Below are 24362 nucleotides of genomic sequence, written 5' to 3'. Positions count from 1 at the left end.
ACCGGCAGCGACTTATTTGAGACTCAGGGCAGCTTTCATGGTCGTGAACAGGTCGGTCTGATCGGTCAGGCCGACGACGTTAGCCGCATGCGGACCGTAGGCCGCAATGCGCAGTTGGGTGCCGGTGTGCTCCATCGACTCTTCCTCAGAGTTGCCGTAACTCATCACCATCACCGCGCCATCGTGCGTGTTCAGAGCCTGGGTCAGCCCCGGGGCTTTGCTATCCGCCGGGATGATCTGGCTGGCATGCGCATGGTCGGCGGTGACGATCACCAGGGTATTACCGTCTTTTCGCGCGAATTCCAGCGCCTTCTGCACCGCTTCGTCAAGATCAACCGTTTCGCCGATCTGGCCGCACGGATTGGCCGCATGGTCCTGCTTATCGATGGAAGCGCCTTCGACTTGCAGGAAGAAACCTTTCTCGTTGCGACTCAGCAGGTCAATCGCTTTCTCCGTCATCTGCGCCAGCGTCGGCACCGAGGCGTCACGCTTCGGGTTTGGCGTACAGGTCACCGGCGGCTTATCGATATTACCGTGATAAGACGCCTTCGGCCCTTCCCAGCGTACCGGCATATTGCCATCGGCAAAGAGTCCCAGCAGCGGTTTATCCTGACTGGCTTCCGTCGCGGCGGCAAGAGAAGCCGCGTCGGTCACAATCTGGTAGCCGCGCGCTTGCGCCTGCTCGCGCAGGGTTTTGCCCTGCCACTCGCCCGCCGTCGCCGTTTCGGCAAAGGTCTTCGCGCCGCCGCCCAGGGTGACATCCGGTCGGGCGTTCAGCAGCTGTTCGGTAATGGAGCCTTTGCCCCCTTTTTCCAGCGCATTGCTGGGGCATTTTTCGCTGGTGACCGTCGGGCCATAGCATTTACGCGATGTCACATGCGCCACCAACGCCGCGGGGGTGGCGTCCTGCAGCTCGGCGGTGGAAACGTTGCCGGTGGCCAGCCCCGCCGCTTTCGCCAGCTCGAGGATGGTCTGATGCGCATTCTCATGAATATCGACGCCCAGCGCGCCGTTATAAGTCTTCACGCCGGTGGTCCAGGCGGTGGCGGAGGCCGCCGAGTCGGTCACGTAGTCCGGTTTCCCGGTTTTTTTATCCAGCGAATAATGCGTGTACTGCCCGGTTAACGGCAGAGCATCAATTCCTTTAAAGAAACCGCCCGCCCCCTCGGCATAGTTTCGCGCAGCGGTAATTTCCGAATCACCCATGCCATCGCCAATCAGCAGAATAACGTTTTTAGCTGGCTTATTGATTAGCGAGGCGCGCAGCGCTTCGGTTTGATCGCCTGTTAAACGACGCGCGCCGCCAGGAGTGGTGATATCTCCCTGCGCAGCGCGATTTTCCAGAACCGGCGCAGCAGTAGTTTCTGCATGAATAACCGGCGAGCCCAGTAGAGGAATCAGGGCAATAAACAGGGCGCTTAATTTCACTTTTGTCATCTCCATGTAAAAAATACTTAAAAAAACAAAACGAGGGAGACTTTATAAAAGGGAGATGACAGAAAAATGACGGCATCCTTGTCGTGTCACAAAGACTAGCTACGAGGATGCCGCAACAGCTTCTTTAGATATTGCTGCAGCAGCATCGCATCATGGTCGTTGACCGGAGGACAGGGCGTCACCTGGTCAATCGCCTGTTCAATATCCTGAATCAATGCCTGCTGGGCATCATGCTCCATATGGCGCAATAATGCGGTGACCACGATCTCCAGCGCTTCAACCTGCACCGTCAGTTCCTTTGCTTCTTCTTCCTTTTGCGCCAGTTTAACCAGTAACTCAGCAATGAGATTCTTCATAGCACCAGTTCCTTATGCGAGGCCTGTTTTGATTGGGATGTCATACGCGATGACGGACCTCAGAATTACTTAAATTAAGAATCATCGCAACACCCAATATACAGCGAAACGTTTTACCACAATAAAATACCACTATAAATAGTATTGTTTAATCATGACCGGGGTTGCTTATAACCAGATTGCCTGGAAAATAATAAAATGGAATAGCGTTCACGCCATGACGATAACAAAAAGTAATAGTAAATCCGCTGAGGCGAATAATGCTGACGGTATCGCAATAAATACCGTCAGCAGAGGTTCAGGCGTTAGCCCGGCGGGTTTGGCGCAGCATCCACGCCAGCTGCCAGAGGTTAATGAAAACGATAATGGCGGTGGCAATAAACACCCAGCGGAAGCCGGCCATGGCTGACACAGAGGCGCCAATTAGCGGCCCGGCGACGTTGCCCAGATACATAAACGACTGGTTATAGCCAAAGATACGCCCGGTGACGCTGTCGCTGCTGTACTTCAGCAATAAGGTCTGCACCGCCGGGAGCATCGCGCCATCGGCAAAGCCGAGCAGAAAACGCAGCGTACCCAATTGCAGCGGGGTGGTGACAAAGGACATGGCGAAGAACATCACCACCGCGCAGCAGAGCGTCGCCAGCAGGATCCGCGAGGTGCCGATGCGGTCGCCAAGCTTACCCAACCGTGGCGCAGAAATCAGTGCCGACACGCCGGGCACCGCGGCGATCATCCCGGCCAGAAAAGCGATATTGTTGCTGTCCGGCGCCATCGACTTAATAAACAGCGCCAGAATCGGGCCGATTGAGCCGTTGCACAATTGGATCACCAGGGTGGTGAAGAACAGGCTGATCACCAGCCCCGGATAGGGCAAAGAGGCAAAGACTTGTTTCCCGGTGAGACGCTCGCTTTTGCTGACCTGCGGGCGAACGCCCTCTTTAATCAGAAACAGGGTCACCAGAAAACTGATGGTCAGCAGGATCGCCGTAATAAAAAAGACCATCCGCAGCCCGACGTGGTCCGCCAGGAAACCGCCCAGCAGCGGACCACCGATCACCCCGCTAATTTGCGCCGTCGACAGCGTGCTTAGCGCCCAGCCGCTGCGCTCGCGCGGCACCTGGGAGGCCACCAGCGCCATGGCGTTGGGAATATAACCGGAGGTTAAGCCCATGATCGCCCGCAGGATAAACAGCTGCCAGACGTTGGTGGCGAAGGCCTGCAGTAAAATGGCAATCGCCATCCCCAACGAGGCGCGCAGCAGCATGAGCTTGCGGCCTTTACGGTCCGCCAGGCTTCCCCACATTGGCGAGACGATCGCCGAGACAAGAAAAGTGACGCTGAAGGTCAGCCCCGACCACATCGATAGCGCTTCATGCGAGGTGACGCCGAGCTGGGAGACGTAGAGGGGTAAAAAGGGGAGAATTTGACTGATCGCCAGGCCGGTAAAAAAGCAACCAAACCAGACGGAGATGAGATTAACCTTCCAGGATTCCATAACTACGCGTATTCATTAATGATTTGCCAATTATTATCTAGCTTAGCAATTTCATCCCACTGGTGTACTACCATAGATGCGCTGGCGGTGAGTTTGGTGTTTTATGGCTGCGGATGAGAGCCTGACGAAGCATTTTCTGGTCATTTAGGCTGCTCATAGCGCTTTATGCTCAAAAGCAGAAGCCCTGCCCGCGCATGCCGAAATGAAAATGGTTGGCGTGAGCCGCGTTGTACTCTGGCCCCAGCGCGTTACCGAAGTAATGGCAGCTGTTGTTCAACAGCGCCGCCAGCCAGGGATGCGAGGTCTCGCTCCGCCAGCCCTGCAGGACGCTGACGCGTCGGCCGTCCGCCAGGCGGAAACCGCTGACGTCCAGCGCGTCCGCCGTGGCGTGTTCACTGCGCCGCGCCTGTTGACGATGGTAAATATTGCGACAGGCGAAGCTGCCGAGATGATCGATCTGGCGCAGATCGCTCGCCATCAGCTGCCGGGTCAGCGGCTTCGCCTGCTGCTCGATGTACAGCGCGCTGCTCAGCGCCAGCGGGCAGCTGGCGAGAAAACTACTGCTCAGCTGCACCGAGCCAAAATTCGCCACCCGCACCACGTTACGCAGAGGGCAGCTTCCCTCGCTGTCGGCCACCGGCCGGCTGGCGATAAGCCGCCGGCGATTGGCTTCCGCCAGCAGGGAGGCGCACTGGTCTGCCGTCAGCCTGCGCAGCTTAAACGACGTCAGCCAGCCTGGGGGATCGTCCAGCGCCAGCGGCGCCAGCGGATCCAGGTGCGGCGGCAGATTGCGGTATCCCAACAGGCCCGCGCCGAGCAGCCCGGCCAGCACCAGCAGCGTCTTTCCTCTCACGCCCACTCCCGTCAATTGATCAGGTAAATATTATGGCAGCCAGGCAGCGGTTTCACATGGTATGTTATGCCCTTTGATGTTATCTGGATGGAAGTTGAAATGGCAAAGATGAGGGTTGGGATCGTTTTTGGCGGCAAGTCGGCGGAGCATGAAGTGTCGCTGCAGTCAGCGAAGAATATCGTGGAAGCGATTGATAAATCGCGCTTCGATGTGGTTCTGTTGGGTATTGATAAACAGGGGCTGTGGCATATCAACGATGCCGGCAACTACCTGCTCAACGCACAGGATCCTGCCCGCATTGCCCTGCGCCCTTCCACGGTGACTCTGGCGCAGATCCCGGGCCGCGAAGCGCAGCAGCTGATTAACGCCGAAAGCGGCCAACCGCTGGCGGCGATCGATGTGATTTTCCCGATCGTCCACGGCACGCTGGGTGAAGATGGCTCCCTGCAGGGGATGCTGCGCATGGCGAATCTGCCGTTCGTCGGCTCCGATGTGCTGGGCTCTGCGGCCTGTATGGACAAAGACGTGACCAAACGTCTGCTGCGCGACGCCGGGCTCGCCGTCGCCCCGTTTATCACACTCACCCGCGCCAACCGCGCGCAGTTAAGCTTTGCCGATGTCGAAGCGAAGCTTGGCCTGCCGCTGTTCGTTAAGCCGGCTAATCAGGGCTCGTCGGTTGGCGTCAGCAAAGTTAAAAACGAAGAGCAGTACCATCAGGCGGTGGCCCTGGCCTTCGAATTTGACCATAAAGTGGTGGTGGAGCAAGGCATTAAAGGGCGGGAAATTGAGTGTGCGGTGCTGGGTAACGACCACCCGCAGGCCAGCACCTGCGGTGAAATCGTCCTCAACAGCGAGTTTTACGCCTACGACACCAAGTATATCGACGATCAGGGCGCGCAGGTGGTAGTCCCGGCCGCTATCGCCCCTGAGATCAACGACAAAATTCGCGCTATCGCGGTGCAGGCCTACCAGACCCTGGGCTGCAGCGGCATGGCTCGTGTCGACGTGTTCCTCACCGCCGACAACGAGGTGGTGATCAACGAGATCAACACCCTGCCGGGCTTTACCAACATCAGCATGTATCCGAAGCTGTGGCAGGCCAGCGGTCTCGACTACACCAGCCTGATCACCCGCCTGATTGAGCTGGCGCTGGAGCGCCATGCCGCGGACCGGGCGCTGAAAACCTCCATGAACTAAAACGCGTTTTACCCCGCCTGGCAGCGGCGGCCTCAGGCCTCTTCTGCCGGGCGGCGGCGGATCACAAAGCCCGCAATCCAGAAGCTAATGACCCAGGTGATCAGACCGACGGCGTAGGATTGCCACCCCTGAGTTTCAAACCCCAGCAGCCCCACCACGCCATTAAGAATAAAAATCAACCCCAGCGCCACGGCGTAGTAGTGCCAATCGCGGCGAATTTTATCAGTGAGCTTCATGCGGCCTCCAACAGCAAAAAACGCATCTTCGCATAGCCGCCCGCGGCGGTCTGTAGCGATATGGAGAATGTTGCTGGATTACGACGCCGCTCTCCCTTTTGTGCTCCTGTGGCGCGGTTAACACAACGGCGAAAACAGGATTATTCCTGGACGGCAATTACCAGCAATCTGATACTGATGATGGCCCCTGACTGCCAGAATACCTGACATAGAGCTGGAGAAAAAACCAGCAGCGCAGATGTGGGAGGGCCTATGGCTGAATTCAGTTTTTCAAAATCGCTTTTGGGAAATAAAAAAAGGGGCGCGCTGACCGGCAGCCATGTCGCCTACGGGCTGTTCGTGTTGATCTGCTGCTGGGCCGGCGCGCAGATGCTCAGCATGCTGATCCACGCCCCGGGGGTATTTGAACGCCTGATGCAAGCCCAGGACGCCAGCCGTCCGCAAGTCGACATCAGCCTCGCCGTGGGTACCCTCTTTGGTCTGATCCCTTTCCTTATCGGCTGCACGTTCATCGGGGTACTGGCGCTTATCGTGCGCTGGCGTCAGCGCCGTTAACGCCGCGCCATACAGTTTGCCCGCCGCTCATCAACCCGTTTCGCAAACCACGCCGTCGTCAGATTTCGGGTGATTTTTGGACTCTCCAGCTGGATCCCTGGCAACATCTCCCGTGGCAGGGTTTTGCCCGCCTTTTTCTCGGCGAGACGGAAAACCTGCTGATAGAGATCGGTCTTCTCAAACGCCAGGCTGTCGCCCTTTTTCAGCTGACGATGGATCTCGCTGTCGCTCATCCCCAGCTGGCTCGCCAGGCGACGCACCGCCAGCTCGGTGCTGCCCGGCTCCTCGCTGTCGTAGCGGATAAGGTCGCCGTCGAGCGCCAGTTTTACCCCGCTGGCTTTCACCACCGCGTTCTGGAAGGCGGCGTTACGGCTGGCGTACCAGCCGGCGTTGAAGTCGGCAAAGCGGTACAATGGCGCACTATAACTGGCCGGATAGTTCAGCAGATGATAGGTGCCAAACCACAGGCCACCGCGCAGACTGAAGACCTCCTGGCGCACCGTGCCGTTCATTTTCCACGGGTAGCCGGAGGTGTGCTGCTCGGCAAAAGCAATGCTGACCTGCATCGGCCCCCCGGTGTGCACCGGGTTAAGGGAACCGAACAGCTTCTGCCCCATCGGCACCATCCCGATAAAGTCATCAAAAATGGCGCTCAACTGCTTTTCCGTCTTCACATTGTCCAGACGGTCGCTATAGCTTTTACCGTTTGGCGAGGTGATCTTCAGCGCGGTATGGACCAGAAACGGCGGAATGTGCATTTTTTCCGCCCGGCGGTCAATTTCCTGCCAGGCGATTTTATTCAGCCCCGGCACCACCGGATCGGACTGATAGTTAGACTCTTGCTGCGCGACCGCCAGCACCGAGCAGACGTTTTCTTCCGTCGGCGCCAGCTTCTGGCTGTCAAACGCGGTGGCGATGGCTTGCGCCCAGGCCTCCCGATCCTTGACGCTGGCCGGCATTTTCTGCCGCACCACCGACGCCACGTCAACAGGCTTCTCGCCCTCTTTCAGCGCCGGAGCCTGCTGGCTGGTACAGGCGCTCAGCGCCATGGCCGCCAGCAGCGTCAATGAAACGGGAATAATGCGCGATAAACGTGCGGCCATTATGCTTCCTTGTCTTGATTAACGTAATGTCGGGATCGCTTCCTGCAGCGGTTTGCCGTCCAGCTCGCGTTCAAAACTGCGCAGACGTTTGTAGATGGACATCAGTTCCACCAGCGTTGTCCACGAGCTGATCAGGTACTGGAACGAGCCGCGCACCTGGCCGAAGACGTTAGTAATTTGCGTCATCAGCCCGAGGGTAATCGTACCGGCAACGATCGACGGAAACAGCAGGAAAAGGCCGAAAACGTTATCCACCTGCAGATAGAGGATGCGGGCGATATTGAAATACATATAGTGGAAATAGAGACGGAAATAGTTGCGACGCACCGCGCGGAATAGCTCGCGCACCGTCGGCGGCGTGGCGCGAGTTTCATCGTCCTCGCCGTAAACCAGCTCTTTACGATAGGCCGCTTCCACGCGCTGGTTTTTAAACTCCAGGCCCGGCAGCTTAATCCCCACCACCGCCAGCAGGCCGGTACCCATCAGCGACCAGACGATAGCGGCAATCACCAGGCCATACGGTAGATGGCCGACGATAGGCAGGTCGGGAACATGTTCGGAGAGCGTCACCAGCACCGGCAGGAAGGCGATCAGGGTCATCACCGCGTTGATAAAGCTCACGCCCATATCTTCGAGGGTGGAAGCAAAACGCATGGTATCTTCCTGCACACGCTGCGCGGCGCCTTCGATATGGCGCAGATGCTGCCAGTGGGCCATATAGTGCTCGTTCATCGCCGTGCGCCAGCGGAAGACGTAGTGGCTGACGAAGAAGTTGTTCATCACGCCAATAATCACCGCGATGATCGCGATGCCGAGAAAGACGCCGATTTCCTGATAAAACTGGTTGATGCTGACCTTATGCGGGGTGGCCAGCGCGCTCTGGATCAGGTCGTAGAACGGCGCATACCAGGCGTTGATCGCCACCCCGACTTCCACCAGAAACCAGGTGACGAAGATGATGAGCGAGGTGCCGAGAATCGACCAGTACTGCCAGCGGTGCGGGCAGTAGACAAACCAGAACAGCGCGAACACGCCGACGCAAAACAGATAGTAAGCGTAGAACACCAGATAGTTGAGCGACCAGAAGCGCGCCGCGCTGATCGCCACATTTTGCGATGCCCCGGTGACCCGCAGCAGCCAGTCGCCGCCGCCCGCCTGCCAAAAGATCACGGCCAGCAACGACCAGATAAAGGCAGAAATAAAAAACGGCCCCGGTTTGGGGAAAAAAGATTTAAACATCATTGTCTCCTGCTAACTTCTTATCGTTCTGCTATTGCTGTGTACGACGCATACGTCGGCCGCCGCGTGGATGAGCCCTCGCGGGACAGACGAATGATAAGACCGGATATCAACAGCTTAGTTCTGCTGCCATGCGTGCAGAATTGTTTCTGTGGGTTTCACCTGTAAAGGATTGCCAGGAATGGTCAGCGTACGCCACACCTCATTGTAGTGGGCGATAAGCGTCGCGGCCTGCGCGGCGGGGCGGTCGGCGGTGGTGTGGGCATCTTCCGCGATAACAATACCGTACCCGCGGCTGGCGCCATTTTTAATGGTGGTATCGAGGCAGTAATCGGTGGCGCAGCCGCAGATGACGAACTGCTGAATGTCGTGTTCGTCCAGCACCTGCGCCAGCGAGGTGTGATAGAAGGCATCGCAGGCGGTTTTGGTGACATACAGCGCGCCAGCCGGCTGCTCCAGCTCAGGAAGCAGGGCGAAGCCTTCGCTGCCGGCTTCGAGGCCGTCGGCTTCATCATGCTGAATGAAAATAACCTTGTCCGCCGCGCGCACCAGACGATTAATTTGCGCGACGCAGCGCTCGCGCGCCAGACGCGGCGTGGCGAACACGCCGTTTTGCATATCCACGACCATCACTACCCGTTGAGCCGTCATTGTTCTCTCCCACGAACCTTCAGCCAAACGGTCATCATACGCGCCGGCGAAAAAAGCCGGTATCCGAAAGCGTAAAAAAGTCTTTTTTACGCACCGTTACCTTTTTCCTGCAGGAATGTCGTGAATCCCGCTTTGTTCTGCGCCACTTCGTAGTATAAATACCCTCTTCTTTTTATTTATTTAATGGATGATCTCCGTTGAAACGTAGTTTGCTCATTTTTGCTGCGCTGTGCGCGGCGTCGTGGACCTCGGTGCAGGCCGCACAGCCTACCGTTGACCCGGTTTTCGCCTCGGATGTGGTCGATCGTTACGCCAATCATATCTACTACGGCAGCGGCGCCACCGGCATGGCGCTGGTGGTTATCGATGGCAATCAGCGTGTTTTTCGCAGCTTTGGCGAAACCCGCCCGGGGAATAATCAGCACCCGCAGCTCGACTCGGTGATCCGTATCGCCTCCCTCAGCAAACTGATGACCAGCGAGATGCTGGTGAAGCTGCTCGACCAGGGGGTGGTGAAACTCAACGATCCGCTGAGCAAATACGCCCCGCCAGGCGCCCGGGTGCCTGACTGGCAGGGAAAACCAATCACCCTGGTTAACCTCGCGACCCATACCAGCGCCCTGCCGCGCGAGCAGCCTGGCGGCGCCGCTCATCGTCCGGTGTTTGTCTGGCCGACCCGCCAGCAGCGCTGGAACTGGCTCTCTACCGCGACCCTGAAGACCGCGCCGGGCTCGCAGGCGGCCTACTCCAACCTGGCCTTCGATTTACTGGCGGACGCGCTCGCCACCGCCGCCGGCAAACCGTATCCGCAGCTGTTTGAAGAGCAGATCACCCGGCCGCTGGGGATGAAGGACACCACCTTTACCCCGTCACCGGATCAGTGCCAGCGGCTGATGATCCCGGAAAAAGGCGCCAGCCCGTGCAACAACACCCTGGCGGCGATCGGCAGCGGCGGAGTCTACTCGACGCCGGGGGATATGATGCGCTGGATGCAGCAGTTCCTGTCATCCGATTTCTATACCCGCAGCCAGCAGGCCGACCGGATGCAGACGCTGATTTATCAGCGTAACCAGCTGACCCGGGTGATTGGTATGGACGTGCCGGGCCGCGCAGACGCGCTGGGCCTCGGCTGGGTGTATATGAAGCCGAAGAACGGCCATCCGGGGATTATTCAGAAAACCGGCGGCGGCGGCGGGTTTATCACCTATATGGCGATGAATCCGCAGGCTAACGTTGGCGCCTTTGTGGTGGTAACCCGCTCGCCGTTAACCCGCTTCAACAATATGAGCGATGGCATCAACGACCTGGTCAGCGAGCTGAGCGGCGCACAGCCCAACATGCAGACGGCCAGCCAGTAATCCCGGGGAAGGTTTCGCCGATGCGCCATAACGATCGTTTTGGCGAAACATCCCGCTGCCATTTCAGTTACACTATCGTCTTTCATTTCACAAAATCAGGCAAACCATGACAGATTTAATCACTCGCCCCCGCCGCCTGCGTCAATCCGCTGCGCTGCGCGCCCTGTTTGAAGAGACAACACTGAGTTTGAACGACCTGGTGTTGCCGATCTTTGTTGAAGAAGAAATTGATGATTACAAAGCGATAGAGGCCATGCCCGGCGTGATGCGCATTCCGGAAAAATATCTGGCGCGCGAGATCGAACGCATCGCCAACGCCGGGATCCGCTCGGTGATGACCTTTGGTATTTCTCATCACACCGATGCCACCGGCAGCGATACCTGGAATGAAAATGGTCTGGTGGCGCGTATGTCGCGGATTTGTAAGTCCACGGTGCCGGAGATGATCGTCATGTCCGATACCTGCTTCTGCGAATATACCTCCCACGGCCACTGCGGCGTGCTGTGCGACCACGGGGTGGATAACGACGCGACCCTGGAAAACCTTGGCAAACAGGCCGTTGTCGCCGCCGCCGCGGGGGCGGATTTCATCGCTCCTTCCGCCGCGATGGACGGTCAAGTGCAGGCGATTCGCCGCTCGCTGGACGCCGCCGGCTTCACCAATACGGCGATCATGTCCTACTCGACCAAGTTCGCTTCTTCCTTCTACGGTCCGTTCCGCGAAGCGGCCGGTACCGCGCTGAAGGGCGATCGGAAAACCTATCAGATGAGCCCGATGAACCGCCGGGAGGCCATTCGCGAGTCGCTGCTCGATGAAGCCCAGGGCGCCGACTGCCTGATGGTGAAACCGGCTGGCGCCTACCTGGATATTCTGCGCGATATCCGCGAACGCAGCGATCTGCCGCTCGGCGCCTATCAGGTCAGCGGTGAGTACGCGATGATCAAATTTGCTGCCCAGGCGGGCGCTATCGATGAAGAGAAAGTGGTTCTGGAAAGCCTCGGCGCTATCAAACGCGCAGGCGCCGACCTGATCTTCAGCTATTTCGCCCTCGATCTGGCCGAGAAAAAGATCCTCCGTTAAACCCGCCCCTCCCCGGTGGCGCTGCGCTTACCGGGGCTACCAAACCTCATCTCCGGTGCGCTGTATTTATCGCGACCACCACACCGAAGCCCGGATAAGGCGCTTGCGCCGCTATCCGGGGACAGGCGCTAACCAATATCTGTAGCTAAAACTTTGCGCGCCGCTTTCCACCTTCTGCGCCTTCTCCTTGGCGTACCGGATTTCGCCTTCTAACGTGTTAAACCACATCATAAATACCGAATTCCAGGAGATCCTGTGGTGGCTTATCGACGTTATTACATTAAGGGGGGAACCTGGTTCTTCACTGTTAACCTTAAAGACCGTAGAAGCATGCACCTAACTGAAAACATAGAATTATTGCGCTACTCTGTCGCCGTTGTTAAACAACATCGCCCCTTTATTATTGATGCCTGGGTGGTGTTGCCTGAACATCTGCATTGCATCTGGACACTACCTCATAATGATGACGATTTTTCTTCACGCTGGAGAGATATCAAAGGCTGTTTTAGCAGAACGTTAAAACGACAACCCCTCTGGCAACCGCGCTTCTGGGAGCATGCCATACGCGATGAAGATGATTACCGCCGACACGTTGATTACATCCATATCAATCCACTTAAGCATGGCTGGGTCACCCGGGTGATCGATTGGCCATTTTCAACCTTTCATCGCGATGTCCAGCGCGGGCTATATCCCCCAAATTGGGCTGGCGATAGCTTTGATCTTAGCTGCGGTGAACGCCGATAGCCTCTCCCCGGTGGCGCTGACGCTTACCGGGACTACAAATCGGCGCCAACCGTAGCCCGGATAAGGCGCTTGCGCCGCTATCCGGGGAACCTCGCTTGCTGCGACCGAAACTTCACCCAACTGTAATCTGAACGACATCTCCACCTTCTACTGTCTGGGCAGGACGGAGGAGGAGCCACTATGTTTAGTCTCGACAACGTACTCGATGACCTGTGGCCTCAGGCGAGGCCCGCCCCCTGGCAAAAGAAACTGTTAAAAAAGCTATTTTATGAGGAAGAGTTTCAACAATTTGCCGACCGTCACCGCCACCTGAAGGGGCTTGATACGGTCGAACAGGTGCTGGAATACCTCAATATCCGCTGCGCCGTCCCGGCGCACGATCTCGAACAAATCCCCGAATATGGCCCGCTGGTCATTATCGCCAACCACCCCACCGGCACCCTCGACGGCCTGGCGCTCCTGTATGCGGTATCCCGCGTGCGCCGCGATGTCAAAGTGGTCACCAACCGCATGCTCACCCACCTTGAGCCCCTGAGCTCGCTGTTTATCCCGGTAGATAATATTCATGGCCGCACCGCTAAAGCGGCGCTGCAGCAGATGGACCAGCAGCTGCAGGCCGGTGGGGTGCTGATCTTCTTCCCGGCGGGGGAAGTCTCCCGCCTCACCCGTCGCGGCATCCGCGATAAAAAATGGCACTCCGGCTTTATTAAGCTGGCGGCAAAATATCGCGCCCCGCTGCTGCCGGCGTGGATTAACGCCCGCAACAGCGCCCTGTTTTACGCCAGTACGCTGGTCTCCGACAACCTGCCGCTGCTCCTGCTGATGCAGCAGATGTTTCGCCGGCGCAACAGCAGCCTGCCGGTGCGCATCGGCCAGCAGATCCCCTGGTCGAGCTGGTTCGATGCGCAGTCCAGCGCTCGCGAACTTACCGGCCGCTGCTATCAGCACCTTGAACAGCTGCGCAAAGGGCTGCCGGGGCGGTTTAAAACCGAAAGCGCTATCGCCCGTCCGGAAGACCGGGCGCTGCTCAAACGCGAACTGCACAAGGCCGAATGCCTGGGCCGCACCGCCGATGGTAAAGTGATTTACCTCTGGCAGCGCAACGGCCAGGAGGACGCGCCGCTGCTGCGCGAGCTGGGACGCCTGCGGGAAATCGCCTTCCGCGCGGTCGGGGAAGGCAGCGGCAAACGGCGGGATATCGACGGGTATGACGACGACTATCTGCATCTGATCCTGTGGGATGAAGAAGACCTCGAGATCGTCGGCGCTTACCGCTTTATGCCGACGGCCATCCAGCTGGCAAAGCGCGGCCTGGAGGGGATCTACAGTTACAGTCTGTTCCATTACGACGGGCGGATGGACGATGTCCTGCAGCACGGCATTGAGCTGGGGCGCAGCTTTATCCAGCCGCGCTACTGGGGGCGTCGCGGGCTGGACTACCTGTGGTCCGGCATCGGCGCTTATCTGGCGCGCTATCCGCACTATCGCTATCTGTTTGGTCCGGTGTCGATTTCTGGCGGATTGCCGCCCGCCGCCCGCGATCTGCTGGTGGCATTCTACCGGATGTGGTTCCCGGCGACGCATCCGCTGGCGGAGTCGCGTCGCCCTTATCCGGCGTCGCTGCCCGACGTGCTGGCGCAGTTTGGCGGGGAGGATTACAACGACGACCTGGCCCGGCTGAAGTCCCTGCTCGGCAACCTCGGCTGCGCGATCCCCCCGCTGTATAAGCAGTACTCGGAAGTGTGCGAGCCGGGCGGCGTGCAGTTTATCGATTTCGGCAGCGACCCGGATTTCAACAACTGCGTGGATGGTCTGGTGCTGGTGGATTTGACCTATCTGAAAGCGAACCGCTATCAGCGCTATATTGGCGCGCATCTGGGTGCGCAAAAATCGGCATAAACGCTTTTTCCCGGCTTGCGGCGCGTTGCGCCTTAGCCGGGCTACCGTTTCCGACGGTTCGGTAGCCCGGAAAAGGCGCGTCAGGCGACGCCTCCGGGAAGCAGCGGGCAATGCAGCATCCGCTTTTCTCCGCGGCTCGCGGCTGATGCCTTAACCGGCTACAAGCCTTACCCCGCCCGGTAATACGGCTTATCGCCGAGGATCGTCGCCCGGTGCATGATCCGCCGCTGCGGCAGATAGTCGGCGTTGGCGTAATGCTGGGTCACCCGGTTATCCCAGATAGCGACATCGTTCGGCTGCCAGCGCCAGCGCACCTGAAACTCCGGTTTAGTGACATGAGCAAACAGGAAGTTCAGCAGCGCTGCGCTCTCTTTCTCACTCACCTCGACAATTCGCGTGGTAAACCCTTCATTAACGAACAGCGCCTGCTTGCCGGTCACCGGGTGGGTACGTACCACCGGATGCAGTAGCGGCGGATGCTTCGCCACCGCTTCCTGCCAGCGCCGATGCTCGGCTTCGGTCTTGTTGTACTTATACTCCTGGAACGATTTGCGGAAATCGTGTTCGGCATGCAGGCCGCTCAGCAGCTGCCGGAAGGGTTCTGACAGCGCTTCCCAGGCGGCGATGCCGCTGGTCCACAGGGTGTCCCCGCCGGTTGTCGGCAGCTCTTTCGCCGCCAGAATGGCGCCGGCGGGCGGCGTGTCGATAAAGGTGACATCGGTATGCCAGTTGTCATTATCCGGCGGATTATCGTTGTGGGTATCGAGGACGATAATCTCCTCCACCCCTGGGGCGTGAGGGTAGACCGGATGGATATGCAGGTCGCCAAAACGCAGCGCCAGATCGCGCTGTTGCGCCGGGGTGATATTCTGCTCGCGCAGGAATACCACCTGATGACGCAGCACCGCGTGATACAGCTGTTCAAACTGGTTGTCGCTCAGCGGACGGGTTAAATCTGCCCCGCTCACCTGCGCGCCAATATACGGCCCCAGCGGGGTAATGCTCAGACGTTCACTCATTGTACTTCTCCATGCCAGGGCGTCAGGCGCCGCTGCAGCGCGCGCAGACCCAGTTCCAGTAAAAAGGCGATAATGGCAATCACCGCGATCCCCGCCAGCACCACATCGGTGGCGAGAAACTCGCCGGCAGACTGCACCATAAATCCTAATCCGCGGGTGGCGGCGATCAGCTCAGCGGCCACCAGCGTTGACCAGCCCACCCCGAGACCAATGCGCAGCCCGGTGAGGATCTCCGGCAGCGCGCCGGGCAGGATCACCAGCCACAGCACCTGCGCCCGGCTGGCGCCCAGCGAACGGGCGGCGCGAATCCGCACCTGCTGCGCGCTTTTTACCCCTGCCAGCGCCGACATGGCTACCGGCGCGAAAATCGCCAGGTAGATCAGCAGGATCTTCGAGGTTTCACCGATGCCAAACCAGATCACCATCAGCGGTAAGTAGGCCAGCGGCGGCACCGGACGATAGAGTTCGATCAGCGGGTCGAGGATCCCGCGCACCGTCGAGTTGAGCCCCATGGCGATCCCCACCGGTACGCCAATAAGCACTGCCGCCAGCAGGGCGATAACGATCCGCGTCAGGCTCGCCGCCAGGTGCTGCCAGAGCGTCGCATCCATAAAGCCCTGCGGCCCGGCGATGGTGATAAGCTTCTGCAGCACCTGGCCCGGCGGCGGCAGAAACAGCGGGCTAATCAGCTGCAACGCCGCGACCGCCCACCAGACGGCCAGCAGCACCGCCAGGGTCGCCACGCTGAGGGTGAGCTCACGGGAGAGCGGCCAGCGCCACTTCAGCGTCGACTGACGCGGTTTGTCGTTCAGTACCACGCTCATGAGAAAGCCTCCCGTTGGTCAAACACCCGGCTCAGAATGTATTCCCGCTGTTCAATAAAGCGCGGGTCGGATTTGATGCTGCGGCAGGATTCGCCCGCGACAAAGCGACGGCTGAAATCAAGCGGCAGCCTCTCCACCACTCGTCCCGGCCCCGGCGACAGCAGCACCAGCTCGGTCGCCATGAAGATGGCCTCTTCAATATCATGGGTGATCAGCAGCACCTGTTTGCCGGTCTCATGCCACAGTTTCAGCAGCAGCGTCTGCATCTGCTCGCGGGTAAAGGCGTCAAGCGCGCCGAAGGGCTCGTCCAGCAGCAACAGCTGCGGATTCGCCGCCAGCGCCCGGGCGATGCCCACCCGCTGGCGTTGACCGCCGGACAGTTGCCAGATAAAGCGCTTTTCCGCCCCTTCGAGCCCCACCTTCTTCAGCATCTGCGCCGCCGCTTGCCGGCGCTGCGCTTTATCCACGCCCGCCAGCTGGAGGCCCAGCGCCACGTTATCCTGCACATTGCGCCACGGCAGCAGACCTTCATTCTGGAAGACCACCCCGCGCTCTGCGCCCGGCCCGGTCACCCGCTGACCTTCGAGGGTGATGCTGCCGTGCTGATAGGGCACGAATCCGGCAATCAGGTTCAGCAGGGTAGTTTTACCGCAGCCCGAAGGCCCCAGCACCACCAACAGCTCCCCACTCTCCAGCGTCAGGTTGATATCCGCCAGCGCCGGTTTACCGCCGTAGTCAGCGGAAAGATGCGAGATTTGCAGCATCGCCGCCTCCTTTACTTCACAAAGCGGTCAGTAACGTACTGACGATAATCGGTTCCCGCCGCAGGCACTTTGCCCTGCTCTTTCAGGAAGCGCGCGGTATCGACGATGGCCTGATTGACCGGCCCGTTCAGCGCCTGCGCCTGCTCAGCGGCGGTGAGATAGGTATTGCCCTTCACCAGCCCGGGGACATCGGCTTCCGGCACGCCGCTCAGGCGCGCCAGCTTGCTGATGTTGTCCGGCTGTTTTAGCCATGCCTCCGGGTTGGCGATGTAGGGCTGCTGGGCGTCGATGGCGCTTTTAGCAAACGCTTTGACGATCTCCGGATGCTGCTCGGCGAAGTCCTTACGGACCACCCAGACGTCAAGGGTCGGCGCGCCCCACTCCCCAACCTGAGAAGAATCGGTCAGCACCTTGCCCTCTTTTTCCAGTTCGTTAACCGCTGGCGCCCAGACGTAAGCGCCATCGATATCCCCGCGCTGCCAGGCGGCGATAATCGCCGGCGGCTGCAGGTTAATAATCTGTACCTGGCCCGGCTTGATGCCCCAGTGTTTGAGCGCCGACAGCAGGCTGTAGTGGGTGGTGGAGATAAACGGCACGGCGATGCGCTTGCCGATCAGATCTTCCGGTTTGGTAATGCTTTTCTTCACCACCAGCGCTTCGGAGTTGCCGAGCTTTGAGGCAAGCAGGAACACTTCAATCGGCACCTGCTGGCTGGCGGCCACCGCCAACGGGCTGGAGCCAATATTACCGATCTGCACATCGCCGGAGGCCAGGGCGCGTACCACGCTGGCGCCGCTGTCAAATTTCCGCCAGTCGACGGTCGCCCCGCTGGTTTTGGCGAAGGTGTTGTCCGCCTGGGCGACTTTCGCCGGCTCAGCGGAGGTTTGATACGCCACGGTAACGTTGACCGCCTGCGCCTGGAAGGCGGCGACAGCCAGCGCCGCCAGAAGAGTAATTCGCGATGTGAATGCCATAATGTCTGCTTCCCCTGAGTTGTTATAGGTGCAGTATTTCCGGCATCAGGATGGAGATGAAGTAATTAAAAATTCTGGCTAATAGCGAATCGTTTTTAGAACAAAAGCGGGAAAGGATAGTTGGTTTTGTGCGGTGAGTTAGTGGCAGATGGTTGGCGCCGGGCGGCGGCTACGCCTTACCCAGCATCCGGTTCGCGCAATATGTAGGCCGGGTAAGCGCAGCGCCACCCGGCAAAAATTTAGCGCTTCGCGTTAAGCGCAGCGATGTCCTTCGGCGTGGTGCGGCAGCAGCCGCCGATCAGCTTCGCCCCGGCCGCCAGCCACTGCGGCAGATAATCCGCCAGGCTGGCGCAGGCTTCGCCATGATGGTGCCAGGTCTTGCTCACCGCATCATAATGTTCGCCGGAGTTAGGATAGACCACCAGCGGCAGGGCCGTCAGGCTGTGCAAATGCGCCAGCGCCGCGGGCGTATTTTCCAGCGCGATACAGTTGATCCCCACCGCCACCACCTGCGGGTTATCCGCCAGGGCGGCCATCACCTCGCGCAGCGGCGTGCCGTCGCTGAGATGTTCGGCGTCGCGCAGCGTGAAGGAGTACCAGGCGCGGGCGCGGGGATACTCCTGCAGCAGGGCCGCCAGGGCCTGGATCTCAGCGAATGACGGCAGGGTTTCACAGGCCAGCAGGTCGGCGCCGGCATCCAGCAGCGCTTCGACGCGCGGGCGGTGGAAGGCCTGGAACTCTGCCGCGCTGCGCTGATAATCGCCGCGATACTCCGAGCCGTCGGCGAGAAACGCGCCATACGGCCCCACCGAACCGGCCACCAGCAGCATACCGGCCTGCGGGTTCTCGGCGAGGTACGCCTCGCGCGCTTTGCGCGCCAGCTCGACGCTTTTGCCGATTAGCGCCCGGGACTGCGCCTCATCCAGCCCGCGCGCGGCAAAGCCCGCCGGAGTGGCCTGATAGCTGGCGGTGATCGCCACCTGCGCCCCGGCGCGAAAGTAGTCGAGATGCACATCGCGGATCAGCTGCGGGTTCTCCAGCAGCACTTTCGCCGACCACAGGCTGTCGGCCAGATCGCAGCCGCGGGCCTCCAGCTCGGTGGCCATGGCGCCGTCCAGCAGCACGAAAGGCTGGGCGGCAAGCAGGGCGGTAAACGGATTAGTCTGCGACATGTTGGGGCTCCTGAGTCATATTCCGTGAACGAGTAAGATACCAGGCACCATAGCACAGGGCCACAAAGGGGATCCCGCACCACAGCGCAATTCTCTGGCTCGGGTCAAAAGCGAGGCCCACGCAGGCCACCAGGCACAGCACAAAGCCCAGAACGGGCACTACCGGATACCAGGGAGCGCGATACTGCAGATCGCTCAGCGCCTTACCCTGCAGCAGATGGCGGCGGCGGAACATAAAGTGCGAGGCGCAGATGCTCAACCACACTGCCACCACCGCAAAACCGGAGATCGCCGACAGCGCGACAAACACCGTATCTGGCGCCACCACGCTGGAGAACAGCGCCAGCACGCCGCCCAGCATACTCACCGACAGGGCGGTCACCGGCACGCCCCGTTTATTGACTTTGGCAAAGCAGGCCGGCAGCGTCTTCTCGTTCGACAGCGACCAGAGCATCCGCCCCGAAGCGTACAGGCCGGAGTTAGCCGCCGACAGGATCGCCGTCAGGATCACGAAGTTGAACATGTCCGCCGCATAAGGGATGCCCACCTTCTCAAACACCAGCACGAAGGGGCTTTTCTCCACTCCCGCCTGCTGCATCGGGATCAGCGCCGCCAGCACAAACACGGTGCCGATAAAGAAAATAATCAGCCGGGCGATGGTGGTGCGGATGGCAACCGGAATAACCTTATGCGGGTTTTCCGTCTCTCCGGCGGCAATGCCGATAAGCTCCGTCCCGGAGAAGGCGAAGTTCACCGCCACCATGGTCATCAGGATCGGCAGGCCGCCGTGCGGGAACCAGCCTTCGGCGGTGATATTGCGCAGGCCCGGCGCCGGGGAGCCATCCTGCATCGGAATGATGCCGAAAATGGCCGCGCCGCCGAGAATAATAAACGCGACGATGGTGATCACTTTCACCAGCGAGAACCAGAACTCGCCTTCGGCGAAGAAGCGCGTCGAAATGATGTTAAGGCCGAAGATCACTGCGCAGAACACCACGCACCAGATCCAGACCGGCACCTGCGGGAACCAGTACTGCATGCAGAATCCCGCCGCGGTGAAGCTCGACCCCAGCGCCACCGTCCACGTTAGCCAGTAGAGCCACGCCACGGTATAGCCCGTCGCCGGGCCAAGATAGCGCGCCGCGTAAACGTGGAAGGCGCCGGTCTCTGGCATCGCCACCGACAGTTCGCCAAGGCACTGCATCACCAGCCAGACCACCAGGGCGCCAATCAGATACGCCAGCAGCGTCCCGGCCGCGCCGGTGGTGGAGATGATATAGCCGGTATTAAAGAATAAGCCGGTGCCAATCACGCCGCCGAGCGACAGCATGATCAGATGGCGTGTTTTCATGGTGCGCTTCAGCTGCCCACCTTGTTGTTGTGTTGTGCTTTGCATTTTATTTTCTCACGCCAGCCCGCTTGCCCGGGTCATGCTGCGTATAAACGTATAGACATCTAAACATCCAAAAGAAGAAGTGTTATACCGTGCCGCCGCTGAAAAAGCAAAGCCGCTGCACCAGGGTGCGCGCCGACAGCGTGCAGCCTGCCCCATTTTTGCGCAGCGCCAGCGGGCGCGCCACGGAATGACGCCTTATCGCGGCAGACAACGTTCTGGCACTCTCTTTGCAGCCTGTCGTTCAGCACCTTTCTATCTGGCGAGGCAATACGTATGACAGAGCACACCACCACCTTAAAAAGAACGCTCGGCAGTTTTCGTTTATGGGGGATCGCCGTCGGACTGGTGATATCCGGGGAGTACTTCGGCTGGAGCTACGGCTGGTCGCAGGCGGGCACGATGGGGTTTATGGTCGTCGCCCTGGCGGTCGCCGCCATGTACTGCGCCTTTATTTTCAGCTTTACCGAGCTGACCACCGCCATCCCGCACGCTGGCGGCCCTTTCGCCTACGCCTACCGCGCCTTCGGGCCCACCGGCGGCTTTATCGCTGGTTTTGCCACCCTGATTGAATTCGTCTTCGCCCCGCCGGCCATCGCCATGGCCATCGGGGCCTACCTCAACGTGCAGTTTCCGGCGCTGGATCCGAAATGGGTCGCCTGCGGCGCCTACGTGATCTTTATGACGCTCAATATTCTCGGCGTCGGCATCGCCGCCACCTTCGAGCTGATCGTCACCCTGCTGGCCATCTTCGAGCTGCTGGTGTTCATGGGCGTGGTCGCCCCCGGCTTCTCCTGGAGCCACTTCACCACTAACGGCTGGGCGGGCGCGGACAGCTTCAGCGGCCTGGCGCTGCCGGGGATGTTCGCCGCCATTCCGTTCGCCATCTGGTTCTTCCTCGCCATTGAGGGGGCCTCCATGGCGGCCGAAGAGGCCAAAGATCCGCAGCGCACCATTCCCCGCGCCCTGGGCGGCGGCATTCTGACGCTGACGGTGCTGGCGATCGGCGTGATGGTCTTCGCCGGCGGCGTCGGCGACTGGCGCGCGCTGTCCAATATTAACGATCCGCTGCCCCAGGCGATGAAGACGGTAGTGGGCAATGGCAGCGGCTGGCTGCATATGCTGGTGTGGCTGGGGCTGTTTGGCCTCGTCGCCTCCTTCCACGGCATCATTATGGGCTACTCGCGGCAGATCTACTCCCTCGCCCGCGCCGGCTATCTGCCCGCCGGGCTGGCCTCCCTCAACCGCCGCACCCGCACCCCGCATCTGGCGATCCTCGCCGGGGGCGTGGTGGGGATCGCCGCGATCTTCTCCGACTCGCTGATCACCATCAGCGGCATGCCGCTAACCGCCTGCATCGTCACCATGTCGGTATTTGGGGCTATTGTTATGTATATCACTTCCATGGCGGCGCTGTTCAAACTGCGCCGTAGCGAGCCGAAGCTGATCCGTCCGTTCCGCGCCCCGCTCTACCCGCTGGCGCCGGCCTTTGCCCTCGGCATGGCGGTGCTCTGCCTGGTGGCGATGGTCTGGTATAACCTGCTGTTGGCGCTGATTTTCGCGGCGATGATGCTCGGCGGCTACCTGTGGTTCCGCAAAACCGCAGCGGCCCGTGAACGGGCGCCAGTGGATCCTCAACTGCGCACGGTCTCCTGAGGAGGCGGCATGTATAAAACCACGCTATCGGGCCAGGTATGGCGCTTTGATAGTCTGAAAACGCTGATGGCGAAAGCGTCGCCGGCCCGCTCCGGCGACGCCCTCGCAGGGATTATCGCCACCTCAGCCGAAGAGCGGATGGCGGCGAAAATGGCCCTCGCCGAGGTGCCGCTGACCGACATTCTCGACAACCCGCTTATCCCTTACGAGCAGGACGAAGTGACTCGCCTGATCCTCGACACCCATGATGCGCAGGGCTTTGCCGCCCTGCGTCACCTGACGGTCGGCGATTTTCGCGACTGGCTGCTGGATGATGCTACCGATACCGCCACGCTGCAGCGGGTCGCCCGCGCCATCACCCCGGAGATGGCGGCGGCGGTCAGTAAGCTGATGCGCAATCAGGATCTGATCCTTGCCGCCAGCAAATGCCAGGTGGTGACGCGCTTTCGCAACACCATCGGCCTGCCCGGCCACCTCAGCGTACGCCTGCAGCCCAACCATCCTACCGACGACCTGAAAGGCATCGCCGCCAGTATGCTCGACGGGCTGCTGTACGGCGCCGGGGACGCGGTGATTGGCATCAACCCGGCCAGCGACAGCTTACCGGTGCTGGCGCAGCTGAACATCATGCTGGACGATATTATTCAGCGCTTCGCCATCCCCACCCAGTCCTGCATTCTGACCCATGTGACCAATACGCTGCAGCTGATTGAGCGCGGCGCGCCGGTGGATCTGGTGTTCCAGTCGGTGGCCGGTACCGAAGCGGCCAACAGCGGCTTCGGCATCAATCTTGCCATGCTGCAGGAGGCCCGCGAGGCGGCCCTGAGCCTCAGGCGCGGTACCCTCGGCAGCAATGTGATGTATTTTGAGACCGGCCAGGGAAGCTGCCTGTCGGCCAACGCCCACCACGGCGTCGATCAGCAAACCTGTGAGGCGCGGGCCTACGCCGTCGCCCGCCACTTTGAACCGCTGCTGGTCAATACGGTGGTCGGCTTTATTGGTCCGGAGTATCTCTACGACGGCAAGCAGATTATTCGCGCCGGGCTGGAGGATCATTTTTGCGGCAAGCTGATGGGCCTGCCGATCGGCTGCGACGTCTGCTATACCAACCACGCGGAAGCGGATCAGGATGATATGGACACCCTGCTGACCTTGCTGTGCGCCGCCGGGCTCACCTTCCTGATAGGCGTGCCCGGAGCGGACGATATCATGCTCAATTACCAGAGCACCTCGTTCCATGACGCGCTGTACGCCCGTCGTCTGCTGGGCTTAAAGCATGCCCCGGAGTTCGCCGACTGGCTGGCGAAGATGCAGATTATCGATCCGCACGGCGCGCTGCGGCTCACCGACGCCCGCCATCCGCTGCTGTCCGTCCTGCCGCAAGGAGCCTCCGTATGAACCGTCCCGATGCCTGGAACCCGCTGCGTGAATTTACCGATGCGCGGATCGCCCTGGGGCGCAGCGGCGCCAGTCTGCCGACCCGCGAAGTCCTCAACTTTGGTCTGGCCCATGCCAGAGCGCGGGATGCCATTCATCAGCCGTTCGCCAGCCAACAATTGGTGGCGCCGCTGGCGGCGCTCGGCCTCGAGGCCCTGACGGTGCACAGCGCCGCGCCGGACCGTCATACCTATCTGCGGCGCCCGGATCTCGGGCGGCAGCTCGCCGATGAGAGTCGCGCCGACCTCGCCGCCAGCGGCGTCCGCCCCGCCGACCTGCTGCTGGTGATCGGCGACGGCCTCTCTTCCTGGGCGGTAGAGCGCCAGGCGGTGCCGTTGATCCGCGCCCTGCTGCCCTATCTGCAGACGCTGGGTATTGGCCTGGCGCCGGTGGTGCTGGCGCATCAGTCGCGGGTGGCGCTGGGAGATGATATTGGCGAAACCCTGAAAGCCCGCGCGGTGGCGATCCTGATTGGCGAACGACCGGGTCTCTCCTCGCCGGACAGCCTCGGCGTCTACCTCACCTGGCAGCCCCATCGTCAGCGCCTGGAGTCTGAGCGCAACTGTATCTCCAATATTCGGCCGGAGGGATTAAGCCATGACGCCGCCGCCTTTAAACTGGCCTGGCTGCTGGAGCAGGCTTTTTTGCGCCGGCTTACCGGGGTGGGCCTGAAAGATGAAAGCGATAATCCGGCGCTGCATGGTAAAATAAAACCGTTGCCCCCTTTAAAATAATAAGTCACGCGAGCAGCAGAATAGATTTTTAATATTATCTTGTGCACCTGACTTTATATTCCGCCGCGTGCTGAAATTGCCCGGCGGCGCTTCGCTGGCACGGGTCTACGGAAGCCGTGCCAGCGGTTTATATGGCGTATTTTTCAGGCCGGGTAAGGCGCCAGTCGCCCCCCGGCAAA

Annotated in this window: 24 protein-coding genes; 9 read left to right on the top strand and 15 right to left on the bottom strand. The window is 60.1% G+C overall.

Features of this window, described 5'->3' with window-relative positions:
- Positions 1–12 precede the first annotated feature (12 nt).
- The 4 genes from phoA to KHQ23_RS02690 all read right to left on the bottom strand — a co-directional run bounded on the left by phoA (position 13) and on the right by KHQ23_RS02690 (position 4144).
- Positions 13–1443 (bottom strand): alkaline phosphatase, encoded by a 1431-nt coding sequence (gene phoA / locus KHQ23_RS02705; RefSeq protein ID WP_004232385.1) that lies wholly within the window; start codon positions 1441–1443, stop codon positions 13–15.
- 89 nt (positions 1444–1532) lie between these two features.
- Complete coding sequence (gene iraP / locus KHQ23_RS02700) at positions 1533–1793, bottom strand: anti-adapter protein IraP (protein WP_002890221.1); 261 nt, start codon at positions 1791–1793, stop codon at positions 1533–1535.
- A gap of 298 nt (positions 1794–2091) precedes the next feature.
- Positions 2092–3291, bottom strand: coding sequence for a multidrug efflux MFS transporter (locus KHQ23_RS02695; RefSeq protein ID WP_002890219.1), 1200 nt, complete (start codon positions 3289–3291; stop codon positions 2092–2094).
- Between the two features lie 169 nt (positions 3292–3460).
- Positions 3461–4144 carry an extensin family protein gene (locus KHQ23_RS02690; protein WP_032411626.1) on the bottom strand — a complete coding sequence of 228 codons (684 nt, stop codon included), beginning with the start codon at positions 4142–4144 and terminating at the stop codon, positions 3461–3463.
- Between the two features lie 99 nt (positions 4145–4243).
- Between KHQ23_RS02690 and ddlA the strand changes: the two genes are divergently transcribed.
- Positions 4244–5341: a D-alanine--D-alanine ligase gene (gene ddlA, locus KHQ23_RS02685; protein WP_211776819.1), complete on the top strand. Its 1098-nt coding sequence runs from the start codon at positions 4244–4246 to the stop codon at positions 5339–5341.
- A gap of 32 nt (positions 5342–5373) precedes the next feature.
- On the opposite strand, the gene KHQ23_RS02680 is transcribed toward ddlA, so the two are convergent.
- Positions 5374–5577 (bottom strand): DUF2754 family protein, encoded by a 204-nt coding sequence (locus tag KHQ23_RS02680; protein ID WP_002890215.1) that lies wholly within the window; start codon positions 5575–5577, stop codon positions 5374–5376.
- A 252-nt stretch (positions 5578–5829) separates the two neighbouring features.
- Here KHQ23_RS02680 and KHQ23_RS02675 point away from each other — a divergent pair, with 252 nt between their 5' ends.
- Positions 5830–6132 (top strand): YaiY family protein, encoded by a 303-nt coding sequence (locus tag KHQ23_RS02675; protein WP_002890210.1) that lies wholly within the window; start codon positions 5830–5832, stop codon positions 6130–6132.
- Here the strand turns inward: KHQ23_RS02675 and KHQ23_RS02670 are convergent.
- The 3 genes from KHQ23_RS02670 to KHQ23_RS02660 form a co-directional block, all read right to left on the bottom strand.
- Positions 6129–7235, bottom strand: coding sequence for a DUF1615 domain-containing protein (locus KHQ23_RS02670; protein ID WP_004183146.1), 1107 nt, complete (start codon positions 7233–7235; stop codon positions 6129–6131). The genes KHQ23_RS02675 and KHQ23_RS02670 overlap by 4 nt on opposite strands.
- Before the next feature lie 18 nt (positions 7236–7253).
- Complete coding sequence (gene sbmA, locus KHQ23_RS02665) at positions 7254–8474, bottom strand: peptide antibiotic transporter SbmA (protein ID WP_002890204.1); 1221 nt, start codon at positions 8472–8474, stop codon at positions 7254–7256.
- 117 nt (positions 8475–8591) lie between these two features.
- Positions 8592–9104 carry an isochorismatase family protein gene (locus tag KHQ23_RS02660; protein ID WP_072159388.1) on the bottom strand — a complete coding sequence of 171 codons (513 nt, stop codon included), beginning with the start codon at positions 9102–9104 and terminating at the stop codon, positions 8592–8594.
- 218 nt (positions 9105–9322) lie between these two features.
- On the opposite strand from KHQ23_RS02660, the gene ampH reads away from it, so the two are divergent.
- The 4 genes from ampH (at position 9323) to KHQ23_RS02640 (ending at position 14210) form a co-directional block, all read left to right on the top strand.
- Positions 9323–10483 (top strand): D-alanyl-D-alanine-carboxypeptidase/endopeptidase AmpH, encoded by a 1161-nt coding sequence (gene ampH / locus KHQ23_RS02655; protein WP_004147279.1) that lies wholly within the window; start codon positions 9323–9325, stop codon positions 10481–10483.
- Between the two features lie 106 nt (positions 10484–10589).
- Entirely contained in the window at positions 10590–11564 is a 975-nt protein-coding gene (hemB, locus tag KHQ23_RS02650) for a porphobilinogen synthase (RefSeq protein ID WP_002890201.1), read from the top strand.
- Positions 11565–11819: 255 nt separating this feature from the next.
- Positions 11820–12311 carry a transposase gene (locus KHQ23_RS02645; protein WP_004178721.1) on the top strand — a complete coding sequence of 164 codons (492 nt, stop codon included), beginning with the start codon at positions 11820–11822 and terminating at the stop codon, positions 12309–12311.
- A gap of 180 nt (positions 12312–12491) precedes the next feature.
- Complete coding sequence (locus tag KHQ23_RS02640) at positions 12492–14210, top strand: lysophospholipid acyltransferase family protein (RefSeq protein WP_032421060.1); 1719 nt, start codon at positions 12492–12494, stop codon at positions 14208–14210.
- A gap of 167 nt (positions 14211–14377) precedes the next feature.
- Here KHQ23_RS02640 and tauD read toward each other — a convergent pair whose 3' ends face one another.
- The 7 genes from tauD to KHQ23_RS02605 all read right to left on the bottom strand — a co-directional run bounded on the left by tauD (position 14378) and on the right by KHQ23_RS02605 (position 20570).
- Positions 14378–15229 (bottom strand): taurine dioxygenase, encoded by an 852-nt coding sequence (gene tauD, locus KHQ23_RS02635; protein ID WP_004147277.1) that lies wholly within the window; start codon positions 15227–15229, stop codon positions 14378–14380.
- Positions 15226–16053: a taurine ABC transporter permease TauC gene (tauC, locus tag KHQ23_RS02630; RefSeq protein ID WP_002890196.1), complete on the bottom strand. Its 828-nt coding sequence runs from the start codon at positions 16051–16053 to the stop codon at positions 15226–15228. Before tauC ends, tauD begins: the two co-directional genes overlap by 4 nt.
- The gene (tauB, locus tag KHQ23_RS02625) at positions 16050–16817 is read right to left on the bottom strand and encodes a taurine ABC transporter ATP-binding subunit (RefSeq protein WP_004178719.1); all 768 of its coding nucleotides are present in this window, start codon (positions 16815–16817) and stop codon (positions 16050–16052) included. Before tauB ends, tauC begins: the two co-directional genes overlap by 4 nt.
- 11 nt (positions 16818–16828) lie before the next feature.
- Positions 16829–17791 carry a taurine ABC transporter substrate-binding protein gene (gene tauA / locus KHQ23_RS02620; protein ID WP_002890192.1) on the bottom strand — a complete coding sequence of 321 codons (963 nt, stop codon included), beginning with the start codon at positions 17789–17791 and terminating at the stop codon, positions 16829–16831.
- A gap of 239 nt (positions 17792–18030) precedes the next feature.
- Positions 18031–18963: a homocysteine S-methyltransferase gene (gene mmuM, locus KHQ23_RS02615; RefSeq protein WP_032421059.1), complete on the bottom strand. Its 933-nt coding sequence runs from the start codon at positions 18961–18963 to the stop codon at positions 18031–18033.
- A complete protein-coding gene (mmuP, locus tag KHQ23_RS02610) occupies positions 18950–20359 on the bottom strand; it encodes an S-methylmethionine permease (protein WP_032421058.1) in 1410 nt (469 codons plus the stop codon). The genes mmuM and mmuP overlap by 14 nt, the downstream gene beginning before the upstream one ends.
- Positions 20360–20441: 82 nt before the next feature.
- Complete coding sequence (locus KHQ23_RS02605; RefSeq protein WP_073553416.1) at positions 20442–20570, bottom strand: hypothetical protein; 129 nt, start codon at positions 20568–20570, stop codon at positions 20442–20444.
- Positions 20571–20632: 62 nt separating this feature from the next.
- Here KHQ23_RS02605 and eat point away from each other — a divergent pair, with 62 nt between their 5' ends.
- From eat to eutC, 3 genes are read left to right on the top strand one after another with little or no spacing between them, the layout of a single operon-like run.
- Positions 20633–22012, top strand: coding sequence for an ethanolamine permease (gene eat, locus KHQ23_RS02600; RefSeq protein WP_004177284.1), 1380 nt, complete (start codon positions 20633–20635; stop codon positions 22010–22012).
- Between the two features lie 9 nt (positions 22013–22021).
- Positions 22022–23410: an ethanolamine ammonia-lyase subunit EutB gene (locus KHQ23_RS02595; RefSeq protein ID WP_032421057.1), complete on the top strand. Its 1389-nt coding sequence runs from the start codon at positions 22022–22024 to the stop codon at positions 23408–23410.
- Positions 23407–24183 (top strand): ethanolamine ammonia-lyase subunit EutC, encoded by a 777-nt coding sequence (eutC, locus tag KHQ23_RS02590; RefSeq protein WP_004183137.1) that lies wholly within the window; start codon positions 23407–23409, stop codon positions 24181–24183. Before KHQ23_RS02595 ends, eutC begins: the two co-directional genes overlap by 4 nt.
- Positions 24184–24362: the final 179 nt, after the last annotated feature.

The organism is Klebsiella sp. 64, assembly GCF_018223915.1.
Taxonomy (GTDB): Bacteria; Pseudomonadota; Gammaproteobacteria; order Enterobacterales; family Enterobacteriaceae; genus Klebsiella; species Klebsiella pneumoniae.
This window is presented reverse-complemented; position numbering and strand designations above follow the sequence as displayed.